The 19132-nt window shown below is 64.6% G+C and carries 17 protein-coding genes and 1 pseudogene; 12 read left to right on the top strand and 6 right to left on the bottom strand.

The features are described 5' to 3' along the window. Positions 1-44 precede the first annotated feature (44 nt). Positions 45-1523: a lytic murein transglycosylase gene (locus ASB57_RS10560; protein WP_082621517.1), complete on the top strand. Its 1479-nt coding sequence runs from the start codon at positions 45-47 to the stop codon at positions 1521-1523. A gap of 73 nt (positions 1524-1596) precedes the next feature. Here the strand turns inward: ASB57_RS10560 and ASB57_RS10555 are convergent, their stop codons facing one another. Then, on the bottom strand, positions 1597-2733 hold the full coding sequence (locus tag ASB57_RS10555; protein WP_057652194.1) for a hypothetical protein: 1137 nt from the start codon (positions 2731-2733) through the stop codon (positions 1597-1599). Between the two features lie 300 nt (positions 2734-3033). Between ASB57_RS10555 and ASB57_RS10550 the strand changes: the two genes are divergently transcribed. From ASB57_RS10550 to ASB57_RS10535, 4 genes and pseudogenes are all read left to right on the top strand, one after another. Next, the gene (locus ASB57_RS10550; RefSeq protein ID WP_082621516.1) at positions 3034-3594 is read left to right on the top strand and encodes a hypothetical protein; all 561 of its coding nucleotides are present in this window, start codon (positions 3034-3036) and stop codon (positions 3592-3594) included. Between the two features lie 146 nt (positions 3595-3740). Then, positions 3741-4589 (top strand): HAD family hydrolase, encoded by an 849-nt coding sequence (locus ASB57_RS10545; protein WP_057652193.1) that lies wholly within the window; start codon positions 3741-3743, stop codon positions 4587-4589. Between the two features lie 67 nt (positions 4590-4656). Next, positions 4657-5106, top strand: a complete 450-nt coding sequence (tadA, locus tag ASB57_RS10540; RefSeq protein WP_057656062.1) for a tRNA adenosine(34) deaminase TadA — start codon at positions 4657-4659, stop codon at positions 5104-5106. After that, positions 5103-5999, top strand: a pseudogene (locus ASB57_RS10535) (LD-carboxypeptidase); the annotation flags it as partial. The gene tadA and the pseudogene ASB57_RS10535, both read left to right, overlap by 4 nt. Before the next feature lie 176 nt (positions 6000-6175). On the opposite strand, the gene ASB57_RS30535 reads toward ASB57_RS10535, so the two are convergent. Beyond that, entirely contained in the window at positions 6176-7711 is a 1536-nt protein-coding gene (locus ASB57_RS30535) for a dipeptidase (RefSeq protein ID WP_231755389.1), read from the bottom strand. Between the two features lie 299 nt (positions 7712-8010). Here ASB57_RS30535 and ASB57_RS10525 point away from each other — a divergent pair, with 299 nt between their 5' ends. Beyond that, positions 8011-9240: a cation:proton antiporter gene (locus ASB57_RS10525; RefSeq protein WP_082621514.1), complete on the top strand. Its 1230-nt coding sequence runs from the start codon at positions 8011-8013 to the stop codon at positions 9238-9240. 1 nt (position 9241) lies between these two features. Here the strand turns inward: ASB57_RS10525 and ASB57_RS10520 are convergent, their stop codons facing one another. Beyond that, positions 9242-10165 carry an enoyl-CoA hydratase-related protein gene (locus tag ASB57_RS10520; protein WP_057652192.1) on the bottom strand — a complete coding sequence of 308 codons (924 nt, stop codon included), beginning with the start codon at positions 10163-10165 and terminating at the stop codon, positions 9242-9244. Positions 10166-10400: 235 nt separating this feature from the next. Here ASB57_RS10520 and ASB57_RS10515 point away from each other — a divergent pair, with 235 nt between their 5' ends. The 3 genes from ASB57_RS10515 (at position 10401) to ASB57_RS10505 (ending at position 13964) form a co-directional block, all read left to right on the top strand. After that, entirely contained in the window at positions 10401-12005 is a 1605-nt protein-coding gene (locus tag ASB57_RS10515) for an ABC-F family ATPase (protein WP_057652191.1), read from the top strand. Positions 12006-12056: 51 nt separating this feature from the next. After that, positions 12057-13295 carry an MFS transporter gene (locus ASB57_RS10510; protein ID WP_057652190.1) on the top strand — a complete coding sequence of 413 codons (1239 nt, stop codon included), beginning with the start codon at positions 12057-12059 and terminating at the stop codon, positions 13293-13295. A 63-nt stretch (positions 13296-13358) separates the two neighbouring features. Further along, a complete protein-coding gene (locus ASB57_RS10505; RefSeq protein WP_057652189.1) occupies positions 13359-13964 on the top strand; it encodes a YigZ family protein in 606 nt (201 codons plus the stop codon). Here the strand turns inward: ASB57_RS10505 and trxA are convergent. Further along, a complete protein-coding gene (trxA, locus tag ASB57_RS10500; RefSeq protein ID WP_057652188.1) occupies positions 13955-14332 on the bottom strand; it encodes a thioredoxin in 378 nt (125 codons plus the stop codon). The genes ASB57_RS10505 and trxA overlap by 10 nt on opposite strands. A 212-nt stretch (positions 14333-14544) precedes the next feature. Continuing rightward, the gene (locus ASB57_RS10495; protein WP_057652187.1) at positions 14545-15591 is read right to left on the bottom strand and encodes an LLM class flavin-dependent oxidoreductase; all 1047 of its coding nucleotides are present in this window, start codon (positions 15589-15591) and stop codon (positions 14545-14547) included. Between the two features lie 114 nt (positions 15592-15705). Between ASB57_RS10495 and arfB the strand changes: the two genes are divergently transcribed. Further along, positions 15706-16122, top strand: a complete 417-nt coding sequence (gene arfB, locus ASB57_RS10490) for an alternative ribosome rescue aminoacyl-tRNA hydrolase ArfB (protein WP_057652186.1) — start codon at positions 15706-15708, stop codon at positions 16120-16122. 120 nt (positions 16123-16242) lie between these two features. Next, positions 16243-17301: an alkene reductase gene (locus ASB57_RS10485; protein WP_057652185.1), complete on the top strand. Its 1059-nt coding sequence runs from the start codon at positions 16243-16245 to the stop codon at positions 17299-17301. Positions 17302-17516: 215 nt separating this feature from the next. Here ASB57_RS10485 and ASB57_RS10480 read toward each other — a convergent pair whose 3' ends face one another. Next, the gene (locus ASB57_RS10480) at positions 17517-17957 is read right to left on the bottom strand and encodes a carboxypeptidase-like regulatory domain-containing protein (protein ID WP_057652184.1); all 441 of its coding nucleotides are present in this window, start codon (positions 17955-17957) and stop codon (positions 17517-17519) included. Positions 17958-18196: 239 nt separating this feature from the next. Between ASB57_RS10480 and ASB57_RS10475 the strand changes: the two genes are divergently transcribed. Continuing rightward, the gene (locus ASB57_RS10475) at positions 18197-19099 is read left to right on the top strand and encodes a LysR family transcriptional regulator (RefSeq protein WP_057652183.1); all 903 of its coding nucleotides are present in this window, start codon (positions 18197-18199) and stop codon (positions 19097-19099) included. The last annotated feature ends 33 nt before the right edge of the window (positions 19100-19132 follow it).

Below are 19132 nucleotides of genomic sequence, written 5' to 3'. Positions count from 1 at the left end.
ACCTTGTTACCATAGGCCATCCCAACGAGTACGCCTGGATCTTCATGCCCGCTGCCAAGCCCACGACCCGTCATTCCTTTTCCCTGCACTGTTCCCGCTTTTTGCTGGCCGGCCTGAGCGCCGCGCTGGCCGTGTCGTCGTTGCCAGCGCAGGCTCAGTCCGGCTGGTCGTCCGGGACGCCCGGGGGCGACCAACCCACGCCGGCCAAGGTCGATCCCGTTCAGGCCGCCCCCGCGCAGGCCGCCCCTGCCCAGGTCGCCCCAGCTCGGCCCGCGACCACTCAGCCTGCGCCCGCTCAACCCGCGATTGCTCAGCCCGCGCCGGCCCTGGCACCGGCCCAGGCCGAGCAGGACCGCGACCCCGCGGCCTGCCTGGCGAAGCTGCGCGTGGACGCGCCGGCCAACGGCATCAGCGTGGCCGACTTCGATCGCTACACCCAGGGGACCAAACTGCTGGCCGTCACGGTGGCCGCCGCCAAGGCGCAGCCGGAGAGCAAGGAATACTGGTGGGACTACATCGCCAAGACGGTCGATGATCAGCGCGTCGCCGAAGGCCAGGCCGTGCTGCAAAAATTCGGATCGCAGTTGAACGCCATCGATCAGAACTACCAGATCGACAGCGAGCCCCTGGTCGCCATCTTCGGCATCGAAACCAACTTCGGCACCCAGTTCGGCAAGGTCGACGTGCTCAATGCCTGGCTGACGCGCGCCTGCACCGAGTTCAAGCCTCTGTGGGTGAAGAACGTCTACGCGTCCACGCGCCTGCTGCGCGACGGGGTCGTCCAGCGCAATGACTTCATCGGATCCTGGAGCGGCGCTTTCGGCATGACGCAGTTCATTCCGACGTCCTTCTACGAACTGGCCGCCGATGGCGACGGCGATGGCCGCATCGATCTCTATCACTCCCTGCCTGACGCGCTGGCGTCCACGGCCAACCATCTGCTCAAGCGCAAGGCCAAATGGACCCGTGGCCTGCCGGCGGTGATCGAAGTGAAATTGCCGGGCGCCATCGCCGCCACGCTGCCGCAGAGCCCGGATGCCGAAATCCTCAATTCGCAAGACCGCCGCAGCCTGGCGCAATGGTCCACCGCGGGGGTCACGCTCGCCGACGGCAAGGCCCTGAGCAACGTGCGCAGTGGCCAGCCCTGGTCGGGTGTGCCGGCGTATCTGTTCGCGCCGACCGGCGCGCGCGGGCCGGTGTTCCTGGCGACCAATAACTTCGACGCCATCCTGCACTACAACCAGGCTCGCAAATACGCGCTGGCGGTGAGCTTGTTGACGAATCGTCTGAAGGGCGATGGTCCGCTGGTGACGCCGTGGCCTACCGACGATCCGGGCCTGTCGCGGGCGCAGATCAAGCAATTGCAGCAGTTGCTGGCGACGCGGGGCTATGACGTCGGCACGCCCGACGGTATCCCGGGCGCCAAGACTCGCGAGGCAGTGACGACGGAGCAGGGCCGCCTTGGCCTGCCGCAAGACGGCCGCCCCGGCGGACGCATCTTCAAGGCCTTGCAGCAGCAATAAAGCCGGGCCGCGCCCCGGCCGGCCAGGCGCGCGGTCACAGCCCGCCCCGGCCGCTGCCGTCACGGCAACTCGGTCAAGCCGCGGGGATGACCAGATCCGCCGTCCCCGGGCACACCCAGCGCACGCACTCGCGCGTGGTGTCGATGCAGCCGCCATCGACATACACGCCGCGCGGCTCGCGCAGGCGCACCATCAGCTTCATGATGCGCTCGACCTCGGCCGGATCGGCCAGCGACACGCGCACCTTGGCTTCCACGATGCTCTCGTCCAGCCGCGTCTTGCCCGCCGCGTCCACGTAAACGCCATCCCGCCAGTGGTAGATTTCCACGCATTTCGCGGTCAAGGTGAAGGGCTGTTCGTGCTTCCAGAAATTGTTGAACAGGCCGCTGCCCAGATAGAACACCCACGACCCTTCGAAGCCTTCGGCGTCGGCCGAACGCTCGTCCGGATTCCGAAACCACAGACGGTCCCCCGGCACGTAATACCTGGTCGGCAGCGGCGCCTCCATCGAGCCGTATTCCCGCAGGAATACGTCATGAAACAAACCCGACATGATGGCCCGCGTTTCCCAACGCTGCTGCAACTCAGCCAATAGCGCCGGGTTGCTGCGCGCCAGTTCCTGAGCGATGCCCAGCAGGGTGACATACTCGGTCGCGCGGTAGCAGGAGAAGGAATACAGCTTGCCGGAATCTTCCGGCTGCGACGCCTTGCGCAGCGCCTCGATCAGCGACTTGCCCGGCAGCACGGTGAACCCCGTTTCCTCCGAGTAAGTCCAGTAATCCTCCGGCCGTTCCGCCTCTTCGGTATCGAAGGCCAGCTCCGTCTTGTAAGCCGCCTGCACGATGTCGCGCTTGATGCGCACGGCGGCAAGAAATTCATCGTGGCTGGGATAGCGGAAGGCGACCGGCGCCACCAGCATCGCCACCACGATTTCGCGTTCCAGGTTGTGGTCCGGATCGTCGCCATGGCGCTGATCCAGCAGCGGGCGCAGGCCCGTCGTATCGAATCCGGGAGTCCACTCGCCGGCGATTGCGGGTTGCAGACGCAGACGGGCCACGGCAACACCGTCTATCTGCTCGTCCTGCGGCTCGATCACGTCATCCAGGCCCAAGGTTTGCAGATAGTCGAGGGCGCGGGCACGCTCGGCGGCGGCAGTATTGCCGAAAAGTTCGATGCCCGCGGCTTGCGGGAGGGAGAGGGAGCTGGACACCGGGGACTCCAGAAAATCGGCATCGGAAATGCGGGCGGGGGGGACCTGGCATGCGGACTGACGCTCTGCTTAAAGTTTTATCTAAGCGAACCGTCTGGGTCTTGACCCATCGCATACCGGATTCGTGATGATAGGGCATGCTGCATGACTTGCGATCAGTTTCAGCGCAGTGGGTTAATCAGGTGCAGGCACACCAATTGCTGAGCACCATTCTTGTTGACTCCAGGCCCGCGAACGGCATCGGAGTTGTGCTCGCCGCCACTGCCGTGGCGCCAATGTGAATATGTGGGAGGTAATCATATGAATCTGGGAACGGCTAACCAATCTGCCCTCGAACAAAATAAGGGCCGCCGTGGTCTGCGTCTGTCCGCTGCCGGGCTGGCGCTGAGCGCGCTGGGCCTGCTGGCTGTCAGCACCGGCGCCCATGCCGATGATCAATACAAAAAGGATGTCGCGCGTTGCAACAGCGGCCAGACCAACCAGGCCAAGTCGGTCTGCCTGCGTGAAGCCGGCGCCGCCCAGGTCGAGCGTCGCCGCAATGGCCTGTCGGACCCGGGTTCGTCGGCCCAGGCTGAAAACGCCATGCAGCGCTGCAACGCCTTGCCGGCCGATCAACGTCAAAGCTGCATGTACCTGATGTCCGGCCAGGGCCAGACCCAGGTCCAGGGCAGCGTGGCTGGCGGCGGCGTGCTGCGTGAAACGGTGATCCAGGTGCCGGCGGGTACCCCGGGTACCGGCGCCCCGGCCTCGGGCTATTCGTCGGGTAGCTCGGCGCCCCTGGCTCCGCCCCCGGCCGTGCCGCCGTCGTCGCAGACCGCGCCCCCCAGCGTGACGCCTTACGGCTCGTCGCCGCGCTATTGATCGCTTCCGCGGTCTAGCGTCAACCCGGCGGTGCTTCCAGCCCGCCGGGTTTTGTATTTTGTGGCGGTCGCCGGCGCGCGGCCACCGCCATGCAGCGGGCGTGTTTCAGGCAAAATGGCGGATGTTTCATTTCCGCCCCCTGGTTCATGTCCGACGTCATTGCCCTGATCTTCGATTTCGACGACACGCTGGCGCCCGACAGTACATCGGGTTTCCTTGAAAGCGTGGGCGTGGACACGGCCGCTTTCTGGAAAGAACAGGTCGACCCGCTGCTGTTCAAGGAAGATTGGGATCCCGTCCCCGCCTATCTGTATCGCATGATCGAGCTGTCGCAAAGCGGCCAGCACGGCGTGTTCACGCGCGAGCGCCTGGCCGAGTGGGGCGCTCGTCTGCCTTTGCACACCGGCGTCCAGACGTTGTTCCAAAGACTGCGCGACGCGGTGCGCGCGGCCCATCCGCAAGTGCAGCTGGAGTTCTATCTGATTTCCAGCGGCATCGGCGACGTGGTGCGAGCCACGCCCATCGCCCATGAATTCACCGATATCTGGGCGTCCGAGTTCGTCTACGGCGAAGACGGCGGCATCCGCTTTCCGCGCAGGGTGGTCAGTTTCACCGACAAGACGCGGTATCTTTTCCACATCCAGAAGGGCATCGTCGGGCCCAATTACCGCAGCAAGCCTTTCGAGGTCAACCGCAAGGTGCCGGAAGACCGCTTGCGCATCCCCTTCGACCAGATGATCTTCGTCGGCGATGGCTACACCGATATTCCCTGCTTCTCGCTGATCCGCCGTGCCGGCGGCTACGCCTTTGGCGTCTGGGATCCGCGCCATCGCGACAAGCGCAGCCGTGCCTGGGGGTTTATCGAGGACGGCCGCGTGTCGAACCTGAACCAGGCGCGCTACGACGACGAAGCCGAGCTTTATCAATGGCTGGAAGAGGGCGTGACCAGCCTGGCCGCCGGCGTCGCGCTGAAGGCACGGGTGTACCGTGGCTGAGTCGGACTGGCAGGACGCCGAAGCACCGGTGCAAACCCCGGCGCAGACGGAATTCGATATCGTCATGATGCAGCTGGCGCTGGAGCAGGCCCACGCCGCGATCCCCGTGGGCGAAGTGCCCGTCGGCGCCGTGCTGGTCGACGCGGAAGGCCGCGTGCTGGGTACCGGCTACAACCGCACCATCATCGACCACGATCCCACCGCCCATGCCGAGGTCGTCGCCTTGCGCGCCGCGGCACGGCATCTGAACAATTACCGCCTGCCGGGGCTCAGCCTGTATGTCACGCTGGAGCCCTGCGTCATGTGCATGGGCGCCATGCTGCATGCGCGGCTGGCGCGCGTCTGCTTCGGCGCTACCGATCCCAAAACCGGCGCCTGTGGCAGCGTGCTGGACGTCGGCGCGGTCCCGCAACTGAATCATCAAACCCTCTTCCATGGCGGCATCCTGGCGGAACCCTGCGGCGACTTGCTGCGGAGTTTTTTCCGGGCACGCCGTCGCAAGGAAATCCAGACATGAGCAACAAGCAAGGCATCTATCTTTTCTCCCCCTCGTCGGCCGTGGCCGATCCGAAAGCGGTCGAGCGCGCCAGGAAGAATCTCACGGCCCAAGGCTTCCCCACGGTGGTCGACCGCGACGCGCTGGCGGTGCACCAGCGCTTTGCCGGCACCGACGAGCAGCGTCTGGCCGCGCTGGACCGCGCGCTCAAGCAGGAACATTCCATCGTGATGGCCACGCGCGGCGGCTATGGCCTGGGCCGCCTGCTGCCCATGATCGACTGGAAAGCGGTGGCCGACAGCGGCAAGCGCTTCGTCGGCATGAGTGATTTCACGGTCTTCAATCTGGCTCTGCTGGCGCAGACGGGGGCCATCAGCTACACCGGCGCCACCGCCATCGCCGACTTTGGCGGCAAGAAGGTCGACGAGCTGACCGGCGCGCTGTTCGGCGAACTTATGCGCGGCGAACTGGAAATCCTCAGCTTCGAGACCGAAGATGCCGATCCCGTGGATTGCCGCGGCATTCTGTGGGGCGGTACCCTGGCCATGGTGGCCTCGCTGGTCGGCACGCCCTATATGCCCCGCATCCGCGGCGGCATCCTGTTCCTGGAGGATGTGGCCGAACATCCTTATCGTGCCGAGCGCATGCTGACCCAGCTATGGCAGGCGGGCATCCTGCAGAAGCAGAAAGCCATCCTGCTGGGGCATTTTTCCAACTACCGCCTGGCGCCGAATGACAACGGCTTCGATTATCCGGAAGTCGTGAAGTGGTTGCGCCAGACCGTCAAGGTGCCGGTGCTTACGCGCCTGCCTTATGGGCACATCACGAGCAAGGCGACCTTGCCGATCGGCAAGAAGGTTGGCGTGGCGACCGAAGCGGGCCTGGTGCATCTGGTGCTCGATGAGCACGATCACGACCATGAAGAGGGTGGCGATCATGGGCACGGCCACGACCACGATCACGACCACGATCATGATCATGCTGCTGGCAACGGTGCTGCCGGCGGGGCTGCCAACGGCCATGATCATGATCACGATGCCGGTCATGACCATGCGCATGATCACAAGCAGCCCAGCCCTGCCGCGTAAGGTTACCGAGCCATGCTCGCGGCAAAGACGCGGGCATAGTTGCCGCCCAGGATGGCCGCGGCGTCCTGTTCGCTGAAGCCGGCGTCGAGCAAGGCCTGCGCCAGCAAGGGCAGCTTGCTGTAGTTGTCGAGGACTGACGGCGACAGCAGGCCCAGCATGTCGGAACCCAATCCCACGTGCTCCACGCCCACCACGCCGGCCAGGGCCCGCATGCCTTGGGCCATGGCGGCCAGGGTGGGATACGTGGACGCCACCGGCCACACGCCAATCACGCCCCCGGTATCGGCCACCAGCCGCGCATGGTCCGGCGAGATGGTGCGCGCATAGCGGCCCGGGTGCTGGCTGAGCGACGTGTGCGACAGCACCAGTGGCCGGCGCGTGACCTTGGCCGCGCGCTGCACCAGCGGGTAGGTGCCATGCGCCACGTCGACCACGATCCCCAGTTCATTGCAGCGCTGGATGACGGCCGCCCCGAAATCGGTCAGGCCCTGGTGGACGGGCGGCGCGGTCTGAATATCGCCCAACTCGTTGACCCGGTAATGGGTCAGCTGCAGATGGCGCAAGTTATGGCGGTGGTAGGCGTCATCCAGGCGCGCCAGGTCTCCTTCAAGAAAGTCCGCCCCTTCCGCGGCAACGACGACCGCCGGGCCGTTGCGGCAGGCCGCGCCCAGTTGCGCCGCCGTGGTGACCACGTGCAGGCCCTGTTGCGCGACCAGGTCCGCCAAACGCTTGAAGCTGGCTTCGCCCCGTGACGACATTTCACCGGGATCGGGTTCGCGGTAGGCGACGATGCGGCGGTGGCCGGAAGGGCTGGTCACGACGTGGTCGGCGCTGGAATCCGTGACGATGGCCAGGCAGACCACGTGCATGGCGCCGGCCCGCATGGGCGCGGCCAGTGCCGTGAAGGGCAGGGGGACCGCGCGCCGTCCAAGGCTGACGCGGCCTGCGTGGCTATGGATGTCCACCGTGCTTTGGGCGGTCAACCAGGCCGGGACGGGCTGGGCGGCGTCGGCCGTGGCGCCTTCTCCGGCCTGCCGTGCTGGGCGTCCCGAGCCAGCGCCAGTTGCACCAGTCGCCCCGCCTTGCATCGATTGGCTCTGCGTGCTGTCCGTGGTCTGGCCGCTGGCGCAGCCTGCCAGGCCCGCCATCGCGCTCAAGCCGGCGAATGCCGCCAGGCCAAGGACGTTGCGCCGGCCGATGGCCCAGGCGGCGCGCGGTTCGAGCAGGGGTTGGACCCGCGCGGCGCGGATCCGGTAGCGCCAGCCGGCCAGGTCATCGTCCAGCAGCTCCCACTGTCCCTGCACGCTGACCGGTCCGCTACGCCAATCGACCGGGTCAAGGGCATGGACTTCGACCACCATGTCCGCGTGCCAGCCCCCATGTGCCCCGCAACAGGGCGCTTGCTGAACGAGCAGCAGCGTGTCCGAGGCCACGTCCGCATCGGCGAAGATGGGCCAGCCGTCCAGCCGCACGGGGGCGCCCGGCACGATGTCCGGCGCGCCGGCATAAATGCTGTCCCAGGACAATTGCATCGTCATCTCGTTCCGCTCCGTTTGCTTGAACGCGTCGATGCGAATTCTGAGCCATAAAAGGGGCTTTTATCTTTCGTTTTGCTTTCAACATAAGCGGGCAAACTCTGTTTGATTGGCTCGTTTTGCCCGCCCGTCCCATAATCCCTGCAACATCAGCGGGTATATGGCGCAAACTCGTCACGCTGTACCGAACGGGTAAACACTGCGTGATATTCTTTCTACCTGACAATTAATTGAACGGCGCGTTTCGCCGAAGCGGCGTACGACGCGCGGCGTCGTCGTTCATCCCTTTTTTTGGAGAGCCGATGCCCCATTCGACTCCGCTCATCACGACTATCGTGGGCGGCCTGGTACTGGCGTTTGTCCTCGGCGCTATCGCCGTGCGCCTTAAGCTGCCGCCCTTGGTCGGCTATTTGTTCGCTGGCATCCTGGCGGGTCCGCATACGCCTGGTTTCACCGCTGACGGCCACCTGGCCACCGAGTTGGCCGAACTGGGCGTGATCCTGCTGATGTTCGGCGTCGGCCTGCATTTCTCGCTCAAGGACCTGCTCTCGGTCAAAGGCATCGCGGTGCCCGGGGCCATCGTGCAGATATCCGTGGCGACATTGATGGGCCTGGGCATGTCGCAGCTGATGGGCTGGCCGCTGGGCGGCGGTTTGCTGTTCGGGCTGGCCTTGTCAGTGGCCAGTACCGTGGTGCTGATCAAGGCGCTGGACGACAGGCAGATGATCGAAACCGGGATAGGGCGCATCGCGGTCGGCTGGCTGATCGTCGAAGACCTGGTCATGGTTGCCGCGTTGGTCCTGATCCCCGCCTTGTCGGGCGTGCTGGGTGGCCGTGGCGCGGAAGGCGGCCCGTCCTTGTGGTCGGTGCTGGGCTGGACGGTGGTCAAGGTCGTGGCCTTCGTGGCCATCATGCTGATCTTCGGCCGCCGGGTGATCCCCTGGATACTCGAACGCATCGTCTACACGGGCAACCGTGAACTGTTCCGCCTGGGCGTGCTGGCCTGCGCCCTGGGCGTGGCCTACGGCGCCACCGCCCTGTTCGGCGTGTCCTTCGCGCTGGGCGCTTTCTTCGCCGGCATGGTGATGGCGGAGTCGGAGTTCAGCCAGCGCGCCGCCGACGAGTCGCTGCCGCTACGGGACGCGTTCTCGGTATTGTTCTTCGTTTCCGTGGGCATGCTGTTCGATCCCATGTCCTTCTTGCGGGATCCCTGGGGCGTGCTGGCCACGACGCTGATCATCACGGTCGGCAAGTCGATCGCCGCTTATCTGATCGTGCGGGCTTTCCGCCACTCCAAGATGACGGCGCTGACCATTTCGGCCAGCCTGGCGCAAATCGGCGAGTTTTCCTTCATTCTGGCCGGTCTGGGTGTGGCGCAGCAGATCATGCCCAAGGACGCTCAGGACTTGGTGCTGGGGGGCGCGATCCTGTCCATCATCATCAATCCCTTGCTGTTCAACTGGCTGGATCGCTATCGCAACCGTACCGAACGCGCGGAACTGCGCCCGGAACAGCCTGATCCTGGCGTCTGAGTCACACCGGCGCCAACCCTGAAGGCTGGTTGCCGGCCGCCGTCCATTCAGCCGGCAGGCTGGCGGTAGCGGCTACCGCGGCCAGCTTGGCCGGCGGGGCGGCCGGCGCCGCCAGATTGGCCGCCAGTCCTTCCCCATCATTGGTGTCCGCCTGGCCCCCGGGCGCTTTTTCCCGGGCGTCGCGGGCGGTTCCCCCGGCGTCGATCTCATCGACGCCATCAGCGCCCCCCGTCCTGGATGGCGGCGACATCTCCTCATCCAGGGCGCGCAGCTGTACTTCGTGCACCAGGCGCTTGGTCGCCATCACCGCGTCCGGCGCCGTCAGCATGAAGGTGTCCACCAGCGCGGAGATACGCAAATCCAGCGAATCCGCCTCGCACAGGTCGTGGACGAAGCCTATCCGCCAGGCTTCCGCCGCGCTGAAAGTTTCGCCGGTAAGGAACCAGCGGGTCGCCTGGCGCGGCCCGATGGCCCTTAATACATAGGGCGCGATCACCGCGGGCACCAGGCCCAGCCGGGTTTCCGGCAGGGCGAACGTGGCCTGGGCCGAGGCGATGGTGATGTCGCACGCCGCCACCAGCCCCATGCCCACCGACATACAAATGCCATGGACACGGGCTATGGTGGCCTTAGGGCAGGAATAAATCGTGTGTAGCATGGCCGCGCAGGCAAGGGCGTCCGCGCGTTCGTCCTGCTCACCGGGCTGGGTGCCGTAGCGGGCCTGGCCGATGTCGGCGCCGGCGCAGAAACCGATGCCGCGGCCGGCCAGCACGATGGCGCGCACCTGCGGATCCTTGCCCAGCGTTTCGAAGGTTTCAGCCAGTTCCTGGACCATCAAGGGGTCGATGGCGTTGCGTACATCTGGCCGTGAAAGCCACACCACGGCTGCTTGGGGCTTGTATTCGATTTCTAGTGTTTGCGGCATGATGGCGTCCTTCCTTCGGCGACCCGCGCTGTGGCAGTCACTTATTACAGCCACATTGTTAGGCGTTGACAATTAGCCGAAACACTGGATTAACGCTTAGGTAGCAATCCGCGCTGTTGATTGCGGGGGTTATCATTTGCTTGCGGCAGAAGCCCTGTTTTTGCAGTGCGGCATAAGGGATTGGTACACTGTCAGGTTCCTTCCCTAGCCATTCAGACATTTCCCCCACACACCCGTGATTTCAACCGCCAATCTCACCATCCAGTTCGGCCCCAAACCCCTTTTCGAGAACGTCAGCGTCAAGTTCGGCGGAGGCAACCGTTACGGCCTCATCGGCGCCAACGGCTCCGGCAAGTCGACGTTCATGAAAATCATCGGCGGCGACCTGGAAGCGACGTCCGGCAACGTAGCGCTGGAACCCGGCGTGCGCCTGGGCAAGCTGCGTCAGGACCAGTTCGCCTATGAGGACTTGCGGGTGCTGGATGTGGTCATGATGGGCCACACCGAGATGTGGGACGCGATGTCCGAGCGCGACGCCATCTACGCGAATCCGGAAGCCACCGACGACGACTACATGCGCGCCGCCGACCTGGAAGCCAAGTTCGCCGAGTACGACGGCTACACGGCCGAAGCGCGCGCCGGTGAACTGCTGCTGGGCCTGGAGCTGCCGGTCGAGCAGCACAACCTGCCGATGCGTGAAGTGGCCCCCGGCTGGAAGCTGCGCGTGCTGCTGGCGCAGGCGCTGTTCTCCAATCCCGATGTGCTGTTGCTGGACGAACCGACCAACAACCTGGACATCAACACCATCCGCTGGCTGGAAAACGTGCTCAATGGCTACCAGAGCACGATGATCATCATCAGCCATGATCGTCACTTCCTGAACCAGGTCTGCACGCACATGGCCGACCTGGATTACCGCGAAATCCGCATCTACCCTGGCAACTACGACGACTACATGCTGGCGTCCACGCAGGCGCGCGAGCGCCTGTCGTCCGACAATGCCAAGGCCAAGGAACGTATCGTCGAACTGCAGGACTTCGTGCGCCGCTTCTCGGCCAACAAGTCCAAGGCACGTCAGGCCACGTCCCGCTTGAAGCAGATCGACCGCATCAAGTCCGAACAGGTCGAGGTCAAGCCGTCGTCGCGCCAGAACCCGTATATCCGCTTCGAGCAGACCAAGGTCCTGCATCGTCTGGCGGTGACGGTGGAGCATCTTTCCAAATCCTACGACGCACCGGTCATCCGCGACTTTTCGGCTATGGTCGATGCGGGCGAAAAAATCGCCATCGTCGGCGCCAACGGCGTGGGCAAGACCACCTTGCTGCGCATGCTGGAAGGCAATCTGGCGCCGGACAAGGGCAGCGTGAAATGGTCGGACAACGCGGATAAGGGCTATATGCCTCAGGACGTGTCGGACGACTTCCAGCAGACCGACATCAATTTGTTCGACTGGATGACCGATCAGCGCCAGACCGGCGACGACGACCAGTCCATCCGTTCGGTGCTGGGCCGTCTGCTGTTCTCGTCGGATGACCTGCCGAAGGCGCCCAAGGTGCTGTCGGGCGGCGAGAAGAACCGCATGACGTTCGGCCGCCTGATGCTGGGCCGCCACAACGTTCTGCTGATGGACGAGCCGACCAACCACTTGGACATGGAATCGATCGAATCGCTGCAGTTCGCGCTGGAGAAGTACGCCGGCACGCTGTTCTTCGTTTCGCACGACCGTGAATTCGTGTCCGGCCTGGCCACCCGCGTGATCGAAATCCTGCCCACCGGCGAGATCATCGACTACCGCGGCGGCTACGAGGACTACCTGTCCTCGCGCGGCCTGGAGAGCTGAGCTCCGTCGTTCCTGGGCCGTTTTCCGGCCCGTATTCCTGGTCTCCATCCCATGTCCTCCTCTGGCGCGTCACGCGCATCGTCGGCGGAGCCCGGTTCCCTGAAGGTAACCGGGCAGATCCTCTCCATCCTCGTCTTCAATTTCCTGGGCTACCTGACCGTGGGCTTGCCCATGGCGGTGTTGCCGGGATACGTACACAACGAGTTGGGCTACGGCTCGGTGCTGGCGGGGCTGGTGATCAGCATCCAGTACCTGGCGACGCTGTTGAGCCGGTCGCATGCCGGCCGCATGTCCGACAGCGTCGGTCCCCGCAAGACGGTGTTGGTCGGCCTGGCGGCGTGTGCCGCCAGCGGGGTTTTCCTGTTGATGGCCTATGCCTTCGAGCGTTCGCCCACCGTCAGCCTGGTCGCGCTGCTGCTGGGACGGCTGATCCTGGGCTTCGGTGAAAGCTGGGTAGGGACGGGCGGGCTGACCTGGGGCATCGGCAAGGTCGGCGCCGCGCACACGGGCCGGGTGATTTCCTGGAGCGGCATCTGCACGTACGGCGCCCTGGCGATCGGTGCGCCGCTGGGCGTGCTGCTGCAATCGCACCTGAGCATGGGCGCCGTTGGCGCGGCCGTGCTGGGTGTGGGCCTGATCGGTATCGCGCTGGCGTTCCCGCGGGCGCCGGTGGCGGTGGTCGGCGGCGCGCGCATGGCATTCAAGCACGTCATGGCGCAGGTGCTGCCCCATGGCTTGTCGCTGGGCCTGGCGTCGGTGGGCTTCGGTTCCATCGCCACGTTTATCACCTTGTACTACGGCTCCTTCCAGTGGGAAGGCGCTGCCTTGGCGCTCAGCGTGTTCGGGTGCGCCTTCATCGGCGCGCGCCTGCTGCTGGCCAATATGATCCCCCGCTTCGGCGGCTTCCGTGTCGCCATCTGCTCGATCTCGGTGGAAGTGCTGGGGCTGCTGTGCCTGTGGCTGGCGCCGTCACCGGGTTTCGCACTGGCGGGCGCGGCGCTGACGGGCTTCGGTTTTTCGCTGGTTTTTCCGGCCTTGGGCGTTGAAGCGGTGACGCGCGTGCCGGCGGGGAATCGGGGCGCGGCACTCGGCGCGTATTCCGTGTTCCTGGATTTGTCCCTGGGCATTACCGGCCCGGTCGTGGGGCTGGCGGTGTCGGCCTACGGTTACCCGTCCATCTTCCTGCTGGCGGCGTTCGCGTCAGTGCTGTCCATTGGCATCATCGTTCTGCTGCTGAAGGCGGCCCAGCGCGCGCTGGGCGCGGGCAAGCCGGGCGCGGATAGTGCCTGATCGCGGCACCAAAGGCGGCCCCATAGGCGGCACCAAACGCGGCACCAAACGGATTGAACCCAGATGACCACCACGCTGGCGCAGCCCGGCGAATACCGGGAAACGATCAAGAAGAGTGTGTTCCTGGCGCTGGCAGCGCCCGTCAGCGACGCGCAGGCGGCCATGGTCTTCATCGCCGCGAACAGCGACGCCGACGCCACGCACAACTGCTGGGCCTACCGTGTAGGCGATCAATACCGCTTCAGTGACGACGGTGAGCCGGGCGGTAGCGCCGGCCGGCCCATCCTGCAGGCGATCGACGGCCAGCAGTGCGACCGCGTCGCCGTGCTGGTGATCCGCTGGTATGGCGGCATCAAGCTGGGTACCGGGGGATTGGTGAGGGCTTATGGCGGCTGCGCGGCCAACTGCCTGCGGCTGGCGCCGCGCGTGGAAATCATCGAAATGGCGCGCGCCACCTGCCACTGCGCCTACAGCGAATTGCAATGGCTGCACGCGCGCGTGGCGACAGCGGGTGCAGCGATCGTTGCGGAAGACTTCGACGGGGAAGGCGCGACGCTAACCCTGGACATTCCCCGCGCCGCGGTGACGGAGCTGGCGCAGACCATCACTGACGGGACGCGGGGGCGCAGCACGCTACTGCTGCAAAAAAGCGAACCGCATCAAGGCTGAGCTTCGCCCGCCTGCGCGGACGCGATTTCCTGATGCACCTTGGCCATGTCCAGCGACTTGACCTGAGTCAGCAGCTCTTCAAGCTGGCCCGGCGACAAGGCGCCCGGCTGCGAGAACAGCAGGACCTGTTCGCGGAACACCATCAAGGTGGGAATGGAGCGGATGTTCAAAGCGCCGGCCAGTTCCTGCTCCACGTCGGTATTGACCTTGGCGAAGGTGACGTCAGTGTGGGTTTCCGCGGCTTTTTCGAACACGGGTGCGAAGCCACGGCACGGGCCACACCAGGGGGCCCAGAAGTCGACGATAACGGTGCCGTCGCCCGCGACGGCTTCCTGGAACGAGTCCTTGTTCATTTCAACTACGCTCATTTGACACATCCTTGCCGCGTCAGCGGCGGCTTGTAGCCGAGACCAGTGCTAGCGGCCGGCCTGGGTAAAAAATGGCGACCCGGACGGGGTTGGTGTCCGGGCTCATCTAGCGGATGATGTCGCCGCGTATAGCGCGCGATGCCTGCTTATAGGGATAAGGTAAGGGCGGGCGCCGAAATCTCAAGCGCCGCCGATATCCAAGCGCCGTCAGTTCAGGCGCCGTCAGCAACCGTCGCGCCCGCCAGGGCGTCCTGCCCGGTCGGGGCCGCCTGCTTCAGCGAGGCCAGGATCTCGTAGGATCGCAGACGGTCTTTCAGATCGTAGAAATCCGACACGATCATGACCTCGTCGGCTTCCGTGCGTTCGATCAGGGCTTCCAGTTCGCGCTTGACCTTTTCCGGGCCGCCGACGATGGACGCGCCCAGTTTCTGTTCAACGGCGACGCGTTCCCACTCATTCCAGCGCTGGTCCATGTCCTCGACCGGCGGTTGCAGCTGCAAGCGATTGCCGCGTATCAGGGACAGGAATTTCTGCTGTTGCGTGGTCGACTGGAAGCGCGCCTGTTCGTCGGTGTCGGCGGCGATGACGGGCACGCCTATCATCGAATACGGCCGCTTCAGGATGTCGGAGGGCTGGAACATCTGGCGATACAGGCGCATCGCGGCCATGCCTTCAGGCGAAAAGTGGCCGGCGAAAGAGAAGGGCAGCCCAAGGTGGGCGGCCAGGCGCGCGCTGAAGTCGCTCGATCCCAGCAGCCAGATCGGCACATTCAGGCCTTCACCCGGAATGGCGCGTACGGCCTGGGTCGGATGCGTGGCACGGAAGAAGCCGCGCAACTCATCCAGCAGTTGAGGGAATTCCAGGCCGCTGCGGGGATCGCGGCGCAAGGCGCGCTGCGTCAGGCCGTCGCTGCCGGGCGCGCGGCCCAGACCCAGGTCGATACGGCCGGGATAGAGCGTTTCCAAGGTGCCGAATTGTTCCGCGATGATCAGCGGCGCATGGTTGGGCAGCATCACGCCGCCCGAACCCACGCGCAGCGTCTTCGTATGTCCGGCCACGTGGCCGATCAGGACGGCGGTAGCGCTGCTGGCGATGCCGTTGATATTGTGGTGCTCGGCCAGCCAGAAGCGGTTATATCCCAGGCGCTCCACGTGCTGCGCCAGGGCCACCGTGTTGCGGAATGCATCTGCCGCGGTGTGGTTCTGCGCAATGGGGGCCAGGTCGAGGACGGAAAAGGGGACGTCCGACAGGGCTGTCATGAGGAATCCTTGATCTGCGTTATCTACATCAGTTGGGGCAGTGTATCGACGATTTCAAGTCCGGGTGTCAGCAACCTTGTAGGCGTCCGGGTGATGGAATAGTAGACTTCGGCCATGATTTCCATCAATGACCACATCGCGCTGGATGAGCGCGAGATCGAATTCCTGATGATCCGCGCCCAGGGCGCGGGCGGGCAGAACGTCAATAAAGTGTCGAGCGCGGTGCATATGCGCTTCGATGTGCGCGCGTCTTCATTGCCGGACGAATTGAAGGAAGCCGTGCTGGCGCTGGGCGACCGGCGCATCAGCAAGGACGGCGTGGTGGTCATCAAGGCGCAGACGTCGCGCAGCCAGGACAAGAATCGCGGCGAGGCCATCGATCGCCTGGTGGCCCTGCTGCAAGAGGCCGCCAAGCCGGTCATCCCGCGCAAGGCCACGCGGCCCACGCGGTCGTCGCAACGGCGGCGCGTTCAGCGCAAAGTCATGCATGGATTGACCAAGCAATTACGTGGAAAGGTCGGCCAGGACTGACGATCCTGGATCCGGGTCTGGGACGACCGCTGACATGTGTTGTCGCGGAATCCGTCCAATTTTCAGGGCCTGCGCGCGTTTAGAATTCGCGCATACATTCTGCGTAAAGGATACGCCTTCATGACTTCGTTTTCCTCCACCCTTCAGGTCGGTGGCCTGAGTCTGCCCAACCGCGTCATCATGGCGCCGCTGACGCGCATGCAGGCCGGTCCCGGCCGCGTGCCCACCGATCGCATGGTCGAGTACTACACGCAGCGCGCATCGGCCGGGCTGATCATCACCGAAGCGACTTCGGTGACGCCGCAGGGTGTGGGTTATCCCAACACGCCGGGGATCTGGTCGGCCGAGCAGGTGAACGGTTGGAAGAAGATCACGGACGCGGTGCACGCACAGGGCGGCCGCATCGTGGTGCAGCTGTGGCATGTGGGCCGTATCTCCGACCCCAGCCTGCTCGATGGCGAACTGCCGGTTGCGCCCAGCGCCATCGCCGCTGAAGGCGACGTCAGCGTGCTGCGGCCCAAGCGTCCCTACGTGACGCCGCGCGCGCTGCGCCTGGATGAAATCCCCGGCATCGTAGAGGCTTATCGCCAGGGCGCGGAAAACGCCAAGCTGGCCGGCTTCGACGGTGTGGAACTGCACTGCGCCAATGGCTATCTGCTTGACCAGTTCCTGGAAGACAGCACCAACCACCGCGACGACGCGTATGGCGGCTCCATCGAGAACCGCGCGCGCCTGCTGCTCGAGGCCACCGACGCCTGCATCGAGGTCTGGGGCGCGGACCACGTTGGCGTGCATCTGTCGCCGCAAGGCAAGGCGCACTCGATCAGCGATTCGACGCCGGCCGCGACCTTTGGTTATGTGGCGCGCGAACTGGGGCGCCGCAACGTGGCTTTCCTGTGCATCCGCGAACCTTTGAGCGAAGGCCGCCTGTTGCCGCAGCTGAAGCAGGAATTCGGTGGCGTGGTGTTCGCCAATGACGGCTTCACGCAGGACACCGGCGCCACCGTGTTGCGCGCGGGCGAGGCCGATGCCGTGGCTTATGGCGTGTTGTTCATTGCCAATCCGGATCTGCCCGAGCGGTTTGAAGCCAATGCGCCCTTGAACGCGCCGAACCCTTCAACGTTCTATTCCGGAACGGAAGAGGGCTATACGGACTATCCGACGCTGCAGGCGGCGTGAGCGGCTAAAGCAACAATGAAACGGGCCTAACTTCTAATTTCCAGCTATAACTCAAGAACGCCCGCCTAGCGGGGACACCGCGGAGCCGGGTCCCCCGGTCCGCCGGTGTCGCCCCCTCGAGGGGGAGGCGCGTAGCGACTCGGGGTGGGCCTTCCTTCCAGTCCGCTGGTGTCGCCCCTTGGGGGCCGCGCTCCGCGCGGTACGGGGGGGCCTGATTACTTTGTCGACTTGGCGTTCCATTCGAAACCGGCGTGCGCCGAGCCATTGCCCTTGACCGACACCTGGCGAGTCTGCTCATTGCCATCCAAGGTCGCCGACACCTTGTATTCGCCCGGCGGCAGTTTGACCAGCATATAGGGACCACCGCTGGTGGCGGTCAATACTGAGCCCCCCTTGGCATCGGTGATCACGACCTTCACGTCAGCCGTGTAGTCATTCTTGCCGTCGAGCTTGCGCGCGAACAGCAGCGACAGGGGATAGCTTTTCTCGGCCGCCTTGAGGGACTGCGATTCGTCCAGCCCGATACCACCGGTGACGTACTCGACGTTGCCTTGCTTCTGCGTTTCGGGCAAAGCGGCGTGGGCGCCGGACATGCTGGCGGCCCAGAGCAGGGCGCCGGCCAGGGCGGTGACCATGAGGGGACGGTAAAGCTGCATTTGCGTACGGCCGCCGGCACGCTGGGAAGCCGCCCTCCGCGCCAGACTATGAGTCGATACTTGTTTCATGGTGCTCTCCACTGGGTGTACTACGTGTTTCGATGGGCTGAGTCGAGAAAAGTTCTCTTGCTGAGCAAGCGCCATACCCGCGCCCCGGACAGGCCGGCGGCGGCCAGGCCCCAAGCACCAAGCGAAATTCAGGCAAAATTCGGCTTCGTCTTTCGCGACGACTCGGAAATATGGCAAAACTAAATATCGTGCATCTCCAGACCCTGTGCCATATCGCACAGCTCGGGAGCTTCCAGGCCGCCGCCGACCATATGTATACGACCCAGCCCACGGTCTCGGCGCGCATGCGCGAGCTGGAAGGGCGTCTGGGTTTTCCGGTCTTCCACAAGCGTGGCCGCAAGATGGACTTGACCACGCAGGGCCGCGAGCTGGTCCAGCAGATCAAGCCGCTGCTGGCGGCCATCGATGACGTTATTTATTCGCTCGATGACGCGACGCATGCGTCAGGCCTTATCTGCCTGGGCATCGCTGGCCTGGTCGGACAGACCTGGTTTCCCCAGTTCATCACGGCCGCCCGTGCCGCCATGCCGCAACTGAGCTTCGACGTGGAGGTGGGACAGACGTCACTCAGCGTGAGCAAGCTCGAAGCCGGGCACCTGGATCTGGTGTTCATGGCCACGCCTTCGCTGACGTCGGACCGCTTTCACGTGGAGCCGATCGGCGCTGTCGATGTGATGCTGGTGGGGGCGCCGGGACTGGTCGGCCAGGAGGGAGGGCAGTCGCAGGCGAGCTGGCTGGACTTGTTGCGTAGCAAGCCGGTGTGGTCGCTGTCGAAAGAATCGCCCATGTATCCGATCCTGATGAAGATCATCAAGGACCACAACCTGCGGATCAAAGTCGATATCTGCAGCAATATCCTGACCCTCAAGCAATTGATATGCAGCGGCACCGGCGTCGGTTTGATGACCTATCCGCTGGTGGAAGCGGAACTCAAGCGCGGTGAACTGGTGGTGTTGAAAGACGCGCCGCCGTTTCCGCAGATTTCCTTCAACGCCGCGTGGGGCGTGGATCAAAGCCAGACAGTGATCCGCAAGCTGGTGAATCTGGCCAAGACGATTTCCTCGTTTGGCTGAGGGCGCAGAAGTTGCGCGGACGCCGGGATCCCG

Origin of the sequence: Bordetella sp. N (genome assembly GCF_001433395.1) — a bacterium.
GTDB lineage: Bacteria > Pseudomonadota > Gammaproteobacteria > Burkholderiales > Burkholderiaceae_B > Bordetella_C.
Note: the sequence above shows the minus strand (reverse complement) of the source record. Positions and strands in the feature narration are given on the sequence as shown.